The sequence below is a fragment of the Limibacillus sp. genome (assembly GCA_037379885.1).
In the GTDB taxonomy this organism is placed as follows: Bacteria; Pseudomonadota; Alphaproteobacteria; order Kiloniellales; family CECT-8803; genus JARRJC01.
The window spans coordinates 164,873-180,467 of sequence record JARRJC010000002.1 but is presented as its reverse complement, the minus strand read 5'-3'; the positions used below and the strand labels follow the sequence as shown (position 1 = coordinate 180,467).

The following is a 15,595-nucleotide window of genomic DNA, read 5'->3' as shown; positions in this document are numbered from 1 at the left end:
GCCTCTCAGCCGCTATGCTGATGCTTGCGCTCGGCGCCTGCTCGTTCGAGGGCACGGTGATCGGCGCGGGCGCGGGCGTGGGCATCATGGCCTCGCAGGAGCGCGGGCTGGGCCAGGCGATCGACGATCAGGCCATCCGCATCCAGATCAACGACGGCTGGCTCCAATACAGCGAGCGCATGTACCGCCTGCTGACGCTTCAGGTGCAGGAGGGACGCGTGCTGGTCTCCGGCGTGGTGCCGGAGCAGGAAATGCGCCTGGAGGCGATCCGTATCGCCTGGCAGCCGGAAGGCGTCCAGGAAGTCATCAACGAGGTCCGGGTCGAAGAACAAACCGGCGGCGTCGACGATTTCGCGCTGGACACCTGGATATCCACCGAACTGAAGGCCAAGTTGGTGTTCGACAAGGAAGTCTCCTCGATCAACTACTCGATCGAAACGGTGCACGGCGTGGTCTATCTGATGGGCGTGGCGCAGTCGCCGATTGAGCTCGACCGGGTCGTGGAGCATGCCCGCAACATCGCCTACGTGGAGCGCGTGGTATCCTACGTGCGTCTCAACCAACCGGAACCCAGCGCTTGAGGCTCCAGAACTTGAGGTTTTCATGACCCGCGAGCGCGGAGAAAGCGGCCGGCCCGGCATGGGCGAGCGGCCGCGCAGCGCGCTGGCGGTGCCGTCCCGTTCGGAGCTGGAGCAGCGCCTCAGGGACATGGGCGCGGGGCCCGACGCCGGGATCGACCTTGCGGAGGGCGCCCTGCTGATGGCCGCCCTGCACAGGCCGGGCCGCACGCTGGAGCCCTATGAGCGCCACCTTGAGGAGCTTTCGGCCAACCTGGCCGCCTCGGCCCGCGATCTGGACGCCGAGCGCTCGCTCGAAGGCCGGGTAGAGGCCCTGCGCGGGCTGCTCGCCGAGCGTCACGGCTACCGCGGCGATCACGAGGATTACGACGATCCCCAGAACGCCAACCTGATGGCGGTGATGGAGCGGCGGCGCGGCCTGCCGGTGGCGCTCGGCATCCTGACCCTGGCGATCGCGCGCGCCCAGGGCTGGGCCGCCTGCGGCCTCGCATTCCCGGGGCATTTCCTGCTGCGGCTCGACCTTGGCGGGGCCCGCGCCGTGATCGATCCCTTCAACGGCTGGCAGCGGCTGGAAAGCGCCCAGCTGCGCGATCTGCTGAAGGCTGTCGCGGGCCTGGATGCGGAGCTGACCCCGGCCCACTACGCGCCGGTGGAAAACCGCAAGGTCCTGCTGCGCCTGCAGAACAACATCAAGCTGCGCGCGCTCCAGGCCGAACGCTTCGAGGAGGCGCTCTCCTGCCTGGAGATCATGCTGATGCTGGCGCCGGGCGAAGGCGACCTCTGGCGCGAGCTGGGCCTGGTCCACGCCGAGCTCGGCAACCTGCGCGCCGGAATCCTCTCGCTGGAGCAGTTCCTGGAGATCGCGCCGGGAGACCGTCAGGCGGACGAGGTCTCCCAGCTTCTGCGCATTCTGCGCTCCAAGCTCAACTGACGCCCCTGCCCTTGCGGGGGCACGGCGGGCGGCTATAGTGCGGCGATCGGGAGTGACAGCCACCCTTAGCGAGGAAAGCGCGCCGCCATGAGCCTTTCGGTAGCCATCCAGATGGACCCCATCGACAAGATCGACATCAAGGGCGACAGCACCTTTGCGCTGGCGCTCGAAGCGCAGGCGCGCGGTCATCAGCTCTACCACTACCTGCCCAAGCACCTGACCTTCAAGGCGGCGGAGACGGGCGTCGAGGTCTCCGCGCAGCTGCGCCCGCTGGAAGTGCGGCGCAAGGAGGGCGACCACTTCACGCTCGGGCAGCCGGAGAACCGGGACCTGCGCGGCCTGGACGTGGTGCTGATGCGCCAGGACCCGCCCTTTGACATGTCCTACATCACCGCCACCCATGTGCTGGAGCACATCCACCCGGACACGCTGGTGGTGAACGACCCGGTTTCGGTCCGCAACGCGCCGGAGAAGCTCTTCGTCAGCCATTTCGCCCGCTTCATGCCGCCGACGCTGATATCCTCCGACCGCGCGGAAATCCTGGCGTTCCGGAAGGAACACCGGGAGATCGTCGTGAAGCCGCTCTACGGCAACGGCGGCTCCGACATCTTCCATGTGAAGGAGAACGACGACAATCTGAACGCGCTGATGGAGATGTTCACCCGCATCTACCGCGAGCCGGTGATCGTGCAGCGCTATCTGCCGGAAATCCGCAAGGGCGACAAGCGCATCATCCTGGTGGACGGCGAGCCCGCGGGCGCGCTGAACCGCATCCCGGCCGAGGGGGAATCGCGCGCCAACCTGCACGTCGGCGGGCGCGCCGAGAAGGTCGGCCTGACCGAGCGGGAGCGGGAGATCTGCGCGGCCCTCGGCCCGGTCTTGAGGGAACAGGGGCTGATCTTCGTCGGCATCGACGTGATCGGCGACTACCTTACCGAGATCAACGTCACCAGCCCGACCGGGTTGCAGGAGATCGAACGCTTCGACGGCGCCAACCTCGCCGGTCTGATCTGGGACGCCATCGAGCGCCGCCTGGCCTCGCGCAAGAGCGCCTAGGGACGGCGGCGCGCGGAGCCGGGACGCGAAGCACGTGACGCTCACCCTCTCATCCCTGATCCCGCTCGCCCTGGTGGCGCTGCTGTCCCTGGCGGGCACCGGCCTCTTGGTCCTGCTGCTGCGGCGCGCGCAGATCCTGGACCACCCCAACGAACGTTCCAGCCACAGCCGTCCGACCCCCAAGGGCGGCGGCCTCTTCTTGATGCCGCTGGTCATCGCGGCCTGGTCCTGGTGGGCGCTGCAGGAGGGACAACCTGGGCTCTGGCCGCTGCTGGCCGCCGCCGCGGCGCTCTGCCTCCTCTCCTGGCGCGACGACCTGAAGAGCCTGCCTGCGGGCGTGAGGCTCGGCGCGCAGGGGCTGGCCGTGGCGCTGGGTCTCTATCTGCTGGAGCCGCAGGGCAGCGTGACCCAGGGGTTGCTGCCCGCGCCCCTGGACCTCGCCTTCGCCTGGCTCGCCTGGCTCTGGTTCGTGAATCTCTTCAACTTCATGGACGGCATCGACGGCATCGCGGGGGTCGAGGCGCTTTCGATCGCCCTCGGCCTGGCCGTCCTTTGGATCGCCGATCTGGCGCTGGGCGAGGGCTATGCCTTGCTGCTGGCCGCCGCCGTTCTGGGCTTCCTGCCCTGGAACTGGGCGCCCGCGCGGCTGTTTCTCGGCGACGCGGGCAGCGTGCCGCTCGGCTATCTGCTGGGCTACCTGTTGGTCCTGGCGGCCTATCAGGGCTACTGGGCGGCGGCCCTGATCCTGCCCGCCTACTACTGGGCCGACGCCACCTTCACCCTGCTGCGCCGCCTCGCCCGTCGCGAAAAGGTCTGGCAGGCGCACCGCAGCCACTGGTACCAGCGCGCCGCCGCGCGCATCGGGCATGGCGGCGTTACGGCGCGGGTCGGTCTCTTCAATCTGGCGATGATCCTGTTGGCGCTCTCCACGCTGCGCTTCGGGGATTGGCCGCCGGTGCTGGCCTGCGCCCTTCTCACCCTCGGCTTTCTCGCCTATCTCTCCCACCTCGCGCGGCCGAAGCCCTAGGACCGCTTGACCGGGGGGCTTGCCGGGCTCTATTCAAAAGGCCAGTCAATGGCCAGCACCACCCGCCCCTGAAATTCCGGAGACCCCATGTCCGACAGCAGCCGTACCCCGATCCGCCGCGCCCTCATCTCCGTCTCCGACAAGTCGGGGCTCGCCGAGCTTGGAAAGGCGCTGGACCGGGCGGGGGTGGAGATACTGTCAACCGGCGGCTCGGCAAAGGCGCTCTCGGACGCGGGTGTGACGGTCAAGGAGGTCTCGGCCCACACCGGCTTTCCGGAGATCATGGACGGGCGGGTCAAGACCCTGCACCCCGCGATCCACGGCGGCATCCTGGCGCGCCGCGATCTGGCCAGCCACCGGCAGGCCATGGAGGAGCATGGCATCGCGCCCATCGATCTGGTGGTGGTGAACCTCTATCCCTTCCGCGAGACGGTCGCGGGCGGCGGCGATTGGGACGCCTGCATCGAGAACATCGATATCGGCGGCCCCGCCATGGTGCGCGCGGCGGCCAAGAACCACGGCGATGTCGCCATCGTGACCGACCCGGCGGACTACGCGCCGCTGCTGGCAGAGCTGGCCGAGGGCGGCACGACCCTGGCCCTGCGCCGCCGCCTGGCGCGCAAGGCCTATTCCCATACGGCAGCGTATGATTCGGCGATTTCCACCTGGATGGCCGAGCAGGAAGGCGAGACCTTCCCCGAAAGCGTGACCTTCGCGGGCGCGCGCGCCCAGGTTTTGCGCTATGGCGAGAACCCGCATCAGGAGGCGGCGCTCTACCTGGACAGCGCCGCGCGCCCGCGCCGCCCCGGCGTCGCCAGCGCCCGCCAGCTCCAGGGCAAGGAGCTTTCCTACAACAACCTGAACGACACCGACGCGGCCTTCGAGCTGGTCAGCGAGTTCACCGCCGGGCCCGCCGTCGCCATCATCAAGCACGCCAACCCCTGCGGCGTGGCGCTGGGTGACAGTCAGGTCGCGGCCTACCGCAAGGCGCTATCCTGCGACCCGGTCAGCGCCTTCGGCGGAATCGTGGCGCTGAACCGGCCCCTGGACGCCGCCACGGCTGAGGAACTCGGCAAGCTCTTCCTGGAGGTCATCATCGCGCCGGGCGTCGAGAAGGAGGCCGAGGCGCTGCTGGCGGAAAAGAAGAACCTGCGCCTGCTGGTGACCGACGCCCTGCCTGACCCGGCGGAGGCGGGCATGACCTTCAAGTCCATCGCCGGCGGGCTGCTGCTGCAAAGCCGGGACGCCGGGCGCATCGAGCGGGAGGACCTGAAGGTCGTCACCAAGCGCGCGCCGAGCGAGGCGGAGCTCGCCGACCTGCTCTTCGCCTTCCGGGTCGGCAAGCACGTCAAGTCGAACACCATCGTCTACGCCAAGGACGGCGCGACGGTGGGGATCGGCGCGGGACAGATGAGCCGCGTGGACGCCGCGCGCATTGCCGCCATCAAGTCCAAGGAGGCGGGCGAGGCCGCGGGCGAGAGCGATCTGCGCACGGCCGGCTGCGTCGTCGCCTCCGATGCCTTCTTCCCCTTCGCAGACGGCCTACTGACCGCCGCCGAGGCGGGGGCAACCGCCGTCATCCAACCCGGCGGCTCAATGCGTGACGAGGAGGTGATCGCCGCCGCCGACGAGGCCGGCCTCGCCATGGTCTTCACCGGCATGCGCCACTTCCGGCACTAGGACGCCGCCTTGTCAGACCTTCGCGGCCCACCAGGCGCGGTCGCCGCCGAAGCGTTCGACCAGGAAGTCGAGGAAGCGGCGCACCTTGGGCGAGAGGTGGCGGGCCGAGGGGTAGAGGATGAAGATGTCGCTGTCGGGGCTCAGGTGGTCGTGCAGCACCTCCTCCAGCGCGCCGCTCTCCAGGTCGCGCGCGACCAGCCAGACCGGCAGCTGCGCCAGGCCCATGCCGTCTATCGCCTGAAGCCTCAGCACCTCGATGTCCATGGACTCGAAGGGGCCGGAAACCGGCAGCCCCTGGCTGCCGCCGTCCTCCCCCATGAACTGCCATTCGCCGCGCGGACGGCGCAGGCTGTGTACGAGGCAGGCGTGGTCCTTCAGGTCTTCAGGTACTTCCGGGCGGCCCCGGCGGTCCAGATAGCCGGGCGCGCCCACCACCAGCCGCCGGTTCTTTGAGAGGCGCCGGCCGATCAGCGCCGAATCCTTCATCTCTCCGATGCGGATCACGAGGTCCACCCCCTCCTCGATGGGGTCGATCAGCCGGTCGGAAAGCCGCAGTTCCAGATGCACCTCCGGATAGGCGCGCAGGAAATCCCCCAGCACCGGTCCAACGCAGTAGCGCCCGAAGGCGATGGGGGCGTCCACCACCAGCCGCCCGCGCGGCACGCCGGTCTGGTCGGCGAGCGACCCCTCCGCCTCGGCCAGGTCGGAGAGGATGGCGCGGGCGCGCTCATAAAAGGCGCCGCCCTCATCGGTCAGGCTGAGCTTGCGCGTGGTGCGGTTGAAGAGCCGCACGCCCAGCCGGTCCTCCAGCGCCGAAAGCTGCTTGGAGACCGCCGAGGGCGTGATCTCAAGCTTGCGCGCCGCCGCGGAAAGCGAGCCGCCCTCGACGATGGCGGTGAGCACACGCAGTTGATCGAAACGATCCATCGGACACTCTTTATCTGTTCCAATCAGGAAACAATGATCTTCCTAGAACGACTATTATCATTCAAATGGAAAGTCATCATCTTTAACCAACAAGAGCGGCGTCGCCGCGAAGGACGGGCCGCCCCCACGTGAAAGAGGAGAGAAGATCATGTCGAACGCGATGCATCAGAACCTGCAGGAATCCGAGGTTCGCGAGGCCCTGAACCGCGCTCGTGTGGAGCGTGCGGAGGCCATGCGCGCTTTCTTCGGCGGGCTGTTCCGCCACTCGCTGCGGCGCAAGGCTCCGCTCGGCTACCGGGCAGCCCCTTGCGCGTGAGCGGGAAGTCTTAGCGGCAGCAACAGCAGGAAGCCGATCAGGAAGAAGACGACGACCGTCGCCATGCCGACCCGCTGGCTGCCGCTCTCAAGCGTGAGCTGGCCGACCAGCAGCGGCCCCAGAAAGGCCGTCGCCCTGCCGGAGAGTGCGTAGAGACCGAACATCTCCGTGCGCTCCTCCGGCTCCGCGAGACGGGCCATCAGGCTGCGGCTGGCGGACTGCGCCGGGCCGATGAAGAGCCCGATCCCCGACGCCAGGATGTAGAACCAGAGCTTCGATTCGATCAGCAGGATCGGCAGGCCAAGGCCGATCAGGGCTAGCAGCGCGATCAGGATCGTGGGCTTGGAGCCGATTCGGTCGTCCGCCCAGGAAAAGCAGAGCGCGCCGAGGCCGGAGGCCACGTTGAGAATGATCGCGAAGATCAGGATCTCCTGAAAATCCATGCCGAAAGTCCCGGCTGCGTAAATTCCCCCGAAAGCAAAGAGCGTGTTCAGGCCGTCCGTGTAGAGCATGCGCGCGGCCAGAAAGCGCAGCAGCACGGGACGGTGGCGCAGGCGTTTCAGGCTGGACCAGAGCATCTTCAGCCCGCCGGATATGGCGCTGGCCGTGCCGAGGCCGCTGCTCGGGCGGTCCGGGACGTAGAGGAAAAGCGGCAGCGCGAAGACCAGGAACCATAGCGACACGAGGGGTGCTGCGATCCGCACCTCCTCGGCGCGCTCCTTGTCGAGCCCGAAGGGCGGCGTCTCCGGCAGCACGAAGACCACCAGCACCAGCGCCAGCGCCGCGAGGCCCCCGGCATAGCCCAGCGCCCAGGCCCAACCGGACACGCGGCCGATCATGCGGCGCCCGGCCACCTCCGGCAGCATGGCGTTATAAAAGACCGTCCCCAGCTCGAAGCAGGCCGAGCCCAGGAAGGCCAGCACCAGCGCCAGCAGCAGGAAGGAAGGCTCCGGCTCCACGTACCAGAGCGCCAGGCCGCTGACGATGGTGAGCCCGCTCAAGACCGCGAGCCAGGGCTTGCGCGGCCCGCCGTTGTCGGCGATGGCGCCGAACACGGGGCCCAGAACCGCCACCGCCAAGCCGGACAGCGCCATGGCGTTGCCCCAGGCGGCGGTGCCCAGCTCGGGCGTCGGCGCCACGACCTTGGTCACGTAGGTGGCGGTGATGAAGGTCACGACGATGGTGGGAAAGGCGGAGTTCGCCCAGTCGAAGAGACACCAGGAGACAAGCGCTTTCAGGCCCTGGGGACGATCGTCGCTGCTGGTCAAGAGCGCTCTCCTCGGAGTCGCGGGGCCGCTCGCCGGTCCGCCAGCGTTCGGGCTAGCAGCTTTTTTGCCGCCCCTCAAGAAATCCCCAACGGACGCTCGCCAGATTGGTCTTCAAAAAAGACCAAAGATTCAAGCAACTAGCCTGTTGCTGTGGATAAGCCGGTGCAAAAACCTTGCGGATTCTGTGGGGAAAGCCGCGCTTTATGCACAGTTTTTTACAGTTTGTAACCTTAACGAAGCTTGCGCGCAGGGGCCGATCGGCGCGAGGCTTTGGGTACGCGAAAGCGTTGGGTTCCGGGACAAGGACCTGCCGGCCCGGCCAGAGCTGATCAGGAAGCGGCAACGTTTCCCAGCCCATGGTACGGCGGCGGACCTTCGGAACCTCGGAAGGGGCGAGGGACCCTTCCCGTCTCCCTCGGGAGGCGGAGAGACCCGAGCCCGCCCGGCGGAAGCCCGGTCCTCTTCGGAGGGTTGGGGTTTGAGACCGGGTCGCCGCGGAGGCCTTGCCAAGCGGCCCTTTCCGGCCCGGATCGTTCCACCCCTGCGCGGAGCGGTCATTAAACGGGCAACCCGGTCGTCCCTCGCGGGGACGGCTAGGTGAGGCGGCCCTTCCCGGGGCCGTGTCGCGGGGTCCGGCCCCCCTTCACGGGGGTGGTGCGGGGCCCTGGTGGAAAGGGGATCACGCGGGCAAGGAGGTACCGAGCCTTCCGGTGAGGGATGCGATGACGGCTTTTCGGAGCATCGTCGCCCTGCTCGCCGCAGCCGCTGACGGGGTCGCCAGGTCCGATCGACGGCGCGCGATGCAGCGAGAATCCCTCCGCGCTCAGCGAGGGAACCGCTCTCGCAAGTGGTACCCGCGGGCGCCGGACGATGGGAAACCATCGCCCGGCGCTTCCGCGTTTAGGGGGTCCATCTTCCAGATTTTTGAAGCTTCAATGCCGGGTCAGCGGCGCGGCATCAGGGCCCAGTAGTCCAGGTCCAGCACCACGGCGGGGTCGAGCTTGCCCTCCTCGATCTCCAGCGGGAAGTCGGCCGCCGAACGGTTCTTGGTCGCGACCGTGCGCAGGCGCAGCGCCCCCAGATCGGCGCGTCCCGGCAGTTCCGCGGTCTCCAGCACCTCCGTCCAGGCGTAGATGGTGTCGCCCGCGAAGCTGGGCGCGGTATGGCGCCCGCCGTTGATCCCGGCCAGGAAGAAGGCGTTCTCCAGTCCATTGAAGGAGAGCGCGCGGGCGATGGAGATGATGTGCCCGCCATAGACGATGCGCTTGCCGAAGCGGCCTTCGGCCTCGGCATGCTGGTTGAAGTGGACGCGCGCGGTGTTGTGGTAAAGCCGCGTGGCGAGCTGGTGCTCAGCCTCCTCGATGGTCATGCCGTCCACGTGGTCGATCTTCTCGCCCGCCGCGTAGTCCTCCCAGAAATGGGCGCCGCCGCTGAGCGCGCTGTCGAGGCCTGAGAAGTCCAGGTCCAGGGGCGCCACCAGCTGGTCCGGCGTCACCGCCTTGGGCAACTCGGGCACCTTGGGCTCGGCCAGGGCGCCCGCGCCCTCTCGCTTGTTCACCATGACCCAGCGGAAGAAGCGCAGGACGACCTCGCCGACCTGATTGCGGCCCACGGTCTCGACATAGAGGACGCCGGTCTTGCCGTTCGAGTTCTCCTTCATGCCGATCACCTCGGACACGGCGGAAAGCGTGTCGCCGGGAAAGACCGGCTGCAGGAAAAGTCCGCCCGCGTAGCCGAGGTTCGCGACGGCGTTCAAGGAGATGTCCGGAACCGATTTGCCGAAGATCACGTGAAACACCAGCAGATCGTCCAGCGGGGCGGCGGGCAGGCCGATGTCCTGGGCCAGGCTGTCGGCGGCCTGCGGTGCGAAGCGCGCGCCGTAGAGGGCGGTGTAGAGCGCCTGATCGCCCTCGCTCACCGTGCGGGGGGTGGCGTGCACCAGGGTCTCGCCGATGGTGAAGTCCTCGAAGTAGCGCCCGCGGCTGCTCTTGCTCATGACGGCGGCCCCTTAGTTGTCTTCGGCCAGGGCGTCGATCGCGGCCTTCAGCGCGATCAGCCTCTGGGCGTTCTCGACATGCAGGTTCTCGATCAGCTTGCCCTCCACCACGACGACGCCCTGTCCCGCGTCCGAGGCTTCGGCATGGGCGGCGATGATCTTCTGCGACCAGGCGATCTCTTCCTCGTCCGGCGCGAACAGGCGGTTGGCGGCTTCGATGGTCTTGGGGTGGATCAGGGTCTTGCCGTCGAAACCGAGCTCGCGGCCCTGGCGGCAGGCAGCCTCGAAACCCTCTTCGTCCGAAAGGTCCAGGTGCACGCCGTCGACCACGGCCTTGCCATGGGCGCGCGCGGCGAGAACGGAGAGCGAGAGCGCGGTCAGGACCGGTAGACGCTCGGGCGTGTGCGCGGCCCGCAGGTCCTTGACCAGGTCGGAGGTGCCCAGCACCAGACAGGAAAGGCGCGGCGAGGCGGCGGCGATCGCGCCTGCGTTCAGCACGCCGAGCGGGGTTTCCACCATGACCTGGATGGTCATGCCGTCCGGCGCGCCGGCGTCCGCCATGCGCTGCGCCAGATCTTTCACCTGGCCGGGTCCGTCGACCTTCGGCAGCAGGATGGCGTCGGCGCCGCTTTTGGCCATGGCCGAGATGTCGCCAGCGCCCCAGGGCGTCTCCAGCCCGTTCACGCGCACCACGATCTCCCGCTTGCCGTAGCCGCCTTGGGCCAGGGCGGAGAGGATGTTCTCGCGCGCCGCCTCCTTGGCGTCCGGGGCGACCGCGTCCTCCAGATCGAGGATCAGGGCGTCGGCGGGCAGCGTGCGGCCCTTCTCCAGCGCACGGGGATTGGAGCCGGGCATGTAGAGCACGCTCCGGCGCGGGCGGGCGGTGTGGTCGGCTAAGGAGCTCACTTTATTTAAGCCTCCCCTGATATTTCTTATTGCGGCGCAGCATATATGCGGCGGACTATATAGATGCGGGCGTCTGTGGCAAGCTCTGGCACGCGCCCGCCGCCCGCCGATTTCTCACAGGAAAGACCACCGGCAAAGCCCATGTCCGTGCTTTCGATCCAGTCCCATGTGGCCTATGGCCATGCCGGCAACGCCGCCGCCGTCTTCCCCTTGCAGCGCCTGGGGCTGGAGGTCTGGCCGGTGAACACCGTGCAGTTGGCGCATCACACCGGACACGGCGCCTTGCACGGCGGCCCCCTGCCCCTGGAAAACCTGACGGCGGTGCTGGCGGGCTTGAAGGAGTTGGGCGAGCTCAAGACCTGCCGCGCCGTCCTTTCGGGCTATCTGGGATCGGCCGCCCTGGGCGAGGTCGTGGCCGAGGCCGTTGCCGCGGTGAAGGCCGCGAACCCGGAAGCGCTCTATCTCTGCGATCCGGTCATGGGCGATGTGGGCAGGGGATTCTACGTCAGCGAGGAGATACCGGCCTTCTTTCGCGCGCGGCTTCTGGGTCTGGCCGATATCGTGACGCCGAACCTTTTCGAGCTGGGCGTCCTGACCGGGCGGGAGGTCGCGCGCCGCCTCGACCTGTTCCAGGCCGCCGACCGTCTTCTGCTGCGCGGAGCCAAGCGGCTGCTGGTCACCTCGGTTATCCTGCCGGACACGCCGGAGGGCGAAATGGAAATGTTGGGCGCGGACGAGCGCAGTTTCTGGCGCGTACGGACCCCGCTTTTGACCCTGGACCCACCCGTTGGCGGCGCCGGCGACATGACGGCGGCGCTCTTCCTCGCGCATCTGCTGAAGGGCAACGACATGGGACAGGCGCTCTCGCGCGCCGCCTCTTCGATCCATGCCTTGCTGGCGGCTGTCGCGCCGGGCAGCCGGGAGATCCCGCTGGTCGCCCGTCAGGACGCCATCGTCGACCCGCCGCAGATCTTCGAGGCTGAACGCCTGGGTTAGCGCCTGGGTTAGCGCGGGGCGAGCCCCAGAACATCCAGCATGGAGTAGAGGCCGGGGTCCTTGCCCTTGGTCCAAAGGGCGGCCTTGACCGCGCCGTTGGCGAAGAGCATGCGGTCGCTGGCCTTGTGGGTGATCTCCACCCGTTCGCCGGGCCCGGCGAAGATCACCGAGTGCTCGCCGATCACATCGCCGCCGCGCAGCGAAGCGAAGCCGATCGCGCCGGGCTCCCTGGCGCCGGTGATGCCGTCGCGGCCCCGCTCGCTGTTCTCGGCCAGATCAATGCCCCGGCCCTTGGCCGCAGCCTCGCCCAGCATCAGCGCCGTGCCGGATGGGGCATCCACCTTGTGGCGGTGGTGCATCTCCACGACTTCGATGTCATAGGCCGGGTCCAGGGCGCGGGCCACCTGTTCGACCAGCGTCACCAGCAGATTGACCCCCAGGCTCATGTTGCCGGCCTTCACCACGGTGCAGGCGCGGGCGGTCTCCGCCAGTTCGGCTTCCTGTTCGGCGGTGAAGCCCGTGGTGCCGACGACATAGCCGCGCCCGGCCTCGGCCGCCAGCTTCAGGGTGGCGAGCGTCGCCTCGGGCGCGGTGAAGTCGATCAGGACGTCGGCCTTTTCGATCAAGGCCCGCGGGTCGTCGCCCAGCGGCAGGCCCAGGTCGCCGAGACCGGAGAGCTGGCCGAAGTCCTGCCCCAGCAGCTCGCTGCCCGCGCGCTCCACGCCGCCGACAAGGCGCGCGCCCTCGGCCTCGCTGACCGCCTTGGCCAGCATCCGCCCCATGCGTCCGCCGGCGCCGACGATTCCTATGCCCAACTCCGACATCGCTCCGGTCCTTTCCGCAGGTCCTCGATCCCCTTCGCGCACAGGCTTAGCCCCGCAGGGAGCCGCTGGCAAGGGCGCCTGCAAGGGCGCTGGACGATCTGCACCGATCTTGTGAGGGCGGCAAGGCGTTCTGCTGCGAACGACCAAACAATGTAACAAATTTGAACTAAATCTTACGCAACGGCGACATGGTTTGATTCATCTTGTTCCCCTTGATCAATGAGGCTGGGCGGCAAGCGCACGGCGCACTTATGTAAACCGGAAGCGGAGTGACCAATCATGAAGTTCCTTCTAGGGCTATTCGCCATGAGCCTCCTTGTCTTCTCGCTCGCCTCCGCGAAGGGAGTCCAGGCGGCGGCACAGTTGGGCGAAACGCCCATCGCCTCACAGGCCTCCGGTCTTGAGAGCGGCGACAGCATCCTGGAGCGCGGCAAGACCGACCACCGCGGGCGCCATGGCGCCAGCAAGCGTGGCGGTTGACGGCCTCAACGAAAGGCGGCCGCCCATCGCTGCGCCCCGGCCCTCATGGCCGGGATCCAGACGATAAAGCCGAAATCCGAGAGTCCGTCACGAAGCGCTGTTTGACGCTGTAGGGGCCATTAGCGCAGCGACCGGATCGACGCGGTGAACGCCTCCAGGGGAACGCCGGTCGCGTCCTTCAAGGCCTGATCGATATCGCTTTCGAAGTAGAGGTTCGTCATCTTGAAGCCGCCGTCCGGCTCGCGCAGCAGGGTGTCGACGCGAACCGGCGTCTTCGGGTGCAGCGGGTTGGGCCCGCTCGTGTAGAAAACGAAGTAGAGCGGCTCTGCGTGCATCACCAGCCAGACCCAGCGGGGCTGCGTTGCGATGTCCAGAAAGGCTTGCGGCTGGTTGGATAGTTGCTTGCGCACCTTCGCGGCGCTCTTGGCCGTCCAGCGGTTGGCGAAGGCCTCGAGCTGGCCCTTCGGCAGCAGCCGCCAGGTCTCGGCGTAGAACCTCAGCGGCGGGTACCCCTCCGGCAGCCGTGCCTGGAAGACATCGAACTGGGGCGCGTAGCCCTCGAACAACAGCGGCACGCGGTCGCCACCCAGCCGGAAGGTCATGGGCAGGGAGACCTGAAGCCCGTCAGGCAGCCTTTCCGGGGCGCGGTTCCGTGCCGAGAGGGATTTCACGATCCAGGCCGTGAGCGGCCAGTTGCTGGAGGTCAGGGTCGCAGTGTAGCCGCCGGCAGCCCCGGCCCGGCGCAGCGTGAAGCTCCGGATGAAACGCGCGCCGCGGTAGGGCATGTCCCAATAGAAGAGGTCCTCGTCGCCCAGGTCGCTGCGCCCCAGCACCCGGACCCTCTCGAACCCGCCGAAGCCCCTGTGCCAGAGCGTGATCCGGTCGCGCCTAAAGGCCTCGGCGGCCTCGCCTTCCTCCGTCGAGATGAAAGGCCCGGCCAGCGCCATGTCCTCTTCCTTCAGCCCGCGCATCAGCCGCTGGAAGGCGGCCAGCGCGGGGTCGGAGGCGGCGGGACGCTCCAGGAAGTCGTCCAGCGCCACGCCCTCCTCTCCGTAGGCTTCGAAGGGCAGCTTCAGATAGATCGGCAGATCGACGGGCTCCAGCTCCACATGCCCCTGCATGGGCAAGAGCAGGCTCTTCTCCTGCGCGGCGGCGGGGGCGACTCCCGGGAACAGCAAGGCCAGGACCAGAAGCGGAATGGCCCCAAGTCTTCTCAGTTTTCCGTCTTCTATGATCGCGAAACGCATGATCAAAACACGCTAAGTGAACGGGCCGTCAGGTATAGCATGACGGACCGCTCCCTTATGAAGTCTTGATGCTTGGCCGGCGTCCCTTCAGGCGCTAGTCCGCCAGGCCTTTCCAGAGTTCCTTCACCTTGGTGAAGAAGCCCTCGGATTCCGGGGAGTTGGACTTGCCTTCGGCTTCCTTGGCGAACTCCTCCAGCAGTTCCTTCTGGCGCTTGGAGAGGTTGACCGGGGTTTCCACGCGCACCTGCACGTAGAGGTCGCCGCGCGCCTGGGAGCGCAGGACCGACATGCCCTTGCCGCGCAGGCGGAAGGAATGCTCGTTCTGGGTGCCGGCGGGGATCGTGACCCGCGCGCGCTTGCCGTCGATCACCGGGACCTCGATGGACCCGCCGAGGGTCGCCGTGGTCATGGGGATCGGCGCCTCGCAGAAAAGGTGCGCGCCGTCGCGCTTGAAGAAGGCGTGCGGCTTCACCGAGATGAAGACGTAGAGATCGCCGGTCGGCCCGCCGCGCATGCCCGCCTCGCCCTTGCCGGACAGGCGGATCGGCGTGCCGTCCTCGACGCCCGCGGGAATCTGGACGGCCAGCGTCTGGTCGCGCTGCACGCGGCCCTGGCCGTTGCAGTCGTGGCAGGGATTCTCGATCACCTGACCCCGGCCGCCGCAGCGCGGGCAGGTCCGCTCAATGGTGAAGAAACCGGACTGGGAGCGCACGCGGCCCCGTCCGTTACAGGAAGGACAGCTGGTCGGGCTGGATCCGGGCTCCGCGCCGGAGCCGTTGCAGGTCTCGCAGCCCACGGCCGTCGGCACGTGGATCTGCGCCTTCTTACCCTCGAAGGCCTCTTCCAGGGTGATTTCCAGGTTGAGCCGCAGGTCCGCGCCGCGCGCAGCGCCGCCGCCGGGGCCAGCAGCGCCGCCACCGGGCCGGCGTCCGCCGCCGCCCATGAAATCGCCGAACATCTCGTCGAAGATGTCGGCGAAACCGCCGCCGCCGAAGCCCTGGCCGCCCGCGCCGCCGCCGCCGCCCATGCCGCCCTCGAAGGCGGCGTGGCCGAAGCGGTCGTAGGCGGCGCGCTTCTGCTCGTCCTTCAGGACGTCATAGGCTTCGCCTGCTTCCTTGAACTTGGTCTCGGCCTCCTTGTCATCCGGGTTGCGGTCCGGATGGTACTTCATCGCGAGCTTGCGGTAGGCCTTCTTAAGCTCGTCGGCGGAGGCATCTTTGGAGACGCCGAGGATGTCGTAGTAGTCGCCCTTGGCCATTTTCTTTTTTCGTCGCCCCCTTCATCGCGGTTTGGGTCTGGTCCGGGTTTCCCCGCCCCCTGAACCGGAATAAGGGCCGGAAAGGCGCGTGTCCTTTCCGGCCCC

The 15,595-nt window shown here is 67.9% G+C and carries 15 protein-coding genes; 8 read left to right on the top strand and 7 right to left on the bottom strand.

All coding sequences use genetic code 11. The features are described 5' to 3' along the window. The first annotated feature begins 14 nt into the window (after positions 1-14). From P8X75_01535 to purH, 5 genes are all read left to right on the top strand, one after another. Positions 15-581: a BON domain-containing protein gene (locus tag P8X75_01535; protein MEJ1993880.1), complete on the top strand. Its 567-nt coding sequence runs from the start codon at positions 15-17 to the stop codon at positions 579-581. A gap of 22 nt (positions 582-603) precedes the next feature. Then, on the top strand, positions 604-1,509 hold the full coding sequence (locus tag P8X75_01530; GenBank protein ID MEJ1993879.1) for a transglutaminase-like domain-containing protein: 906 nt from the start codon (positions 604-606) through the stop codon (positions 1,507-1,509). A gap of 87 nt (positions 1,510-1,596) precedes the next feature. After that, positions 1,597-2,565 (top strand): glutathione synthase, encoded by a 969-nt coding sequence (gene gshB, locus P8X75_01525; GenBank protein ID MEJ1993878.1) that lies wholly within the window; start codon positions 1,597-1,599, stop codon positions 2,563-2,565. Between the two features lie 34 nt (positions 2,566-2,599). Beyond that, positions 2,600-3,592 carry a glycosyltransferase family 4 protein gene (locus P8X75_01520; GenBank protein ID MEJ1993877.1) on the top strand — a complete coding sequence of 331 codons (993 nt, stop codon included), beginning with the start codon at positions 2,600-2,602 and terminating at the stop codon, positions 3,590-3,592. A gap of 87 nt (positions 3,593-3,679) precedes the next feature. Next, the gene (purH, locus tag P8X75_01515) at positions 3,680-5,272 is read left to right on the top strand and encodes a bifunctional phosphoribosylaminoimidazolecarboxamide formyltransferase/IMP cyclohydrolase (GenBank protein MEJ1993876.1); all 1,593 of its coding nucleotides are present in this window, start codon (positions 3,680-3,682) and stop codon (positions 5,270-5,272) included. 12 nt (positions 5,273-5,284) lie between these two features. On the opposite strand, the gene P8X75_01510 is transcribed toward purH, so the two are convergent. Then, positions 5,285-6,199 (bottom strand): LysR substrate-binding domain-containing protein, encoded by a 915-nt coding sequence (locus tag P8X75_01510; protein ID MEJ1993875.1) that lies wholly within the window; start codon positions 6,197-6,199, stop codon positions 5,285-5,287. 148 nt (positions 6,200-6,347) lie between these two features. On the opposite strand from P8X75_01510, the gene P8X75_01505 reads away from it, so the two are divergent. After that, entirely contained in the window at positions 6,348-6,515 is a 168-nt protein-coding gene (locus P8X75_01505) for a hypothetical protein (GenBank protein MEJ1993874.1), read from the top strand. On the opposite strand, the gene P8X75_01500 is transcribed toward P8X75_01505, so the two are convergent. The 3 genes from P8X75_01500 to P8X75_01490 all read right to left on the bottom strand — a co-directional run bounded on the left by P8X75_01500 (position 6,491) and on the right by P8X75_01490 (position 10,685). Then, positions 6,491-7,783, bottom strand: coding sequence for an MFS transporter (locus tag P8X75_01500; protein ID MEJ1993873.1), 1,293 nt, complete (start codon positions 7,781-7,783; stop codon positions 6,491-6,493). The genes P8X75_01505 and P8X75_01500 overlap by 25 nt on opposite strands. A 943-nt stretch (positions 7,784-8,726) precedes the next feature. Further along, positions 8,727-9,779, bottom strand: a complete 1,053-nt coding sequence (locus P8X75_01495) for a MaoC family dehydratase (protein ID MEJ1993872.1) — start codon at positions 9,777-9,779, stop codon at positions 8,727-8,729. 12 nt (positions 9,780-9,791) lie between these two features. After that, positions 9,792-10,685: a CoA ester lyase gene (locus P8X75_01490; protein MEJ1993871.1), complete on the bottom strand. Its 894-nt coding sequence runs from the start codon at positions 10,683-10,685 to the stop codon at positions 9,792-9,794. A 141-nt stretch (positions 10,686-10,826) separates the two neighbouring features. Between P8X75_01490 and pdxY the strand changes: the two genes are divergently transcribed. After that, complete coding sequence (gene pdxY / locus P8X75_01485) at positions 10,827-11,681, top strand: pyridoxal kinase PdxY (protein MEJ1993870.1); 855 nt, start codon at positions 10,827-10,829, stop codon at positions 11,679-11,681. 8 nt (positions 11,682-11,689) lie between these two features. On the opposite strand, the gene dapB is transcribed toward pdxY, so the two are convergent. Beyond that, positions 11,690-12,505: a 4-hydroxy-tetrahydrodipicolinate reductase gene (dapB, locus tag P8X75_01480; GenBank protein ID MEJ1993869.1), complete on the bottom strand. Its 816-nt coding sequence runs from the start codon at positions 12,503-12,505 to the stop codon at positions 11,690-11,692. Between the two features lie 279 nt (positions 12,506-12,784). Between dapB and P8X75_01475 the strand changes: the two genes are divergently transcribed. Beyond that, entirely contained in the window at positions 12,785-12,985 is a 201-nt protein-coding gene (locus P8X75_01475) for a hypothetical protein (protein ID MEJ1993868.1), read from the top strand. A gap of 119 nt (positions 12,986-13,104) precedes the next feature. On the opposite strand, the gene P8X75_01470 is transcribed toward P8X75_01475, so the two are convergent. Further along, entirely contained in the window at positions 13,105-14,232 is a 1,128-nt protein-coding gene (locus P8X75_01470) for a hypothetical protein (protein MEJ1993867.1), read from the bottom strand. A gap of 94 nt (positions 14,233-14,326) precedes the next feature. Next, on the bottom strand, positions 14,327-15,490 hold the full coding sequence (dnaJ, locus tag P8X75_01465) for a molecular chaperone DnaJ (protein MEJ1993866.1): 1,164 nt from the start codon (positions 15,488-15,490) through the stop codon (positions 14,327-14,329). Positions 15,491-15,595 lie beyond the last annotated feature (105 nt).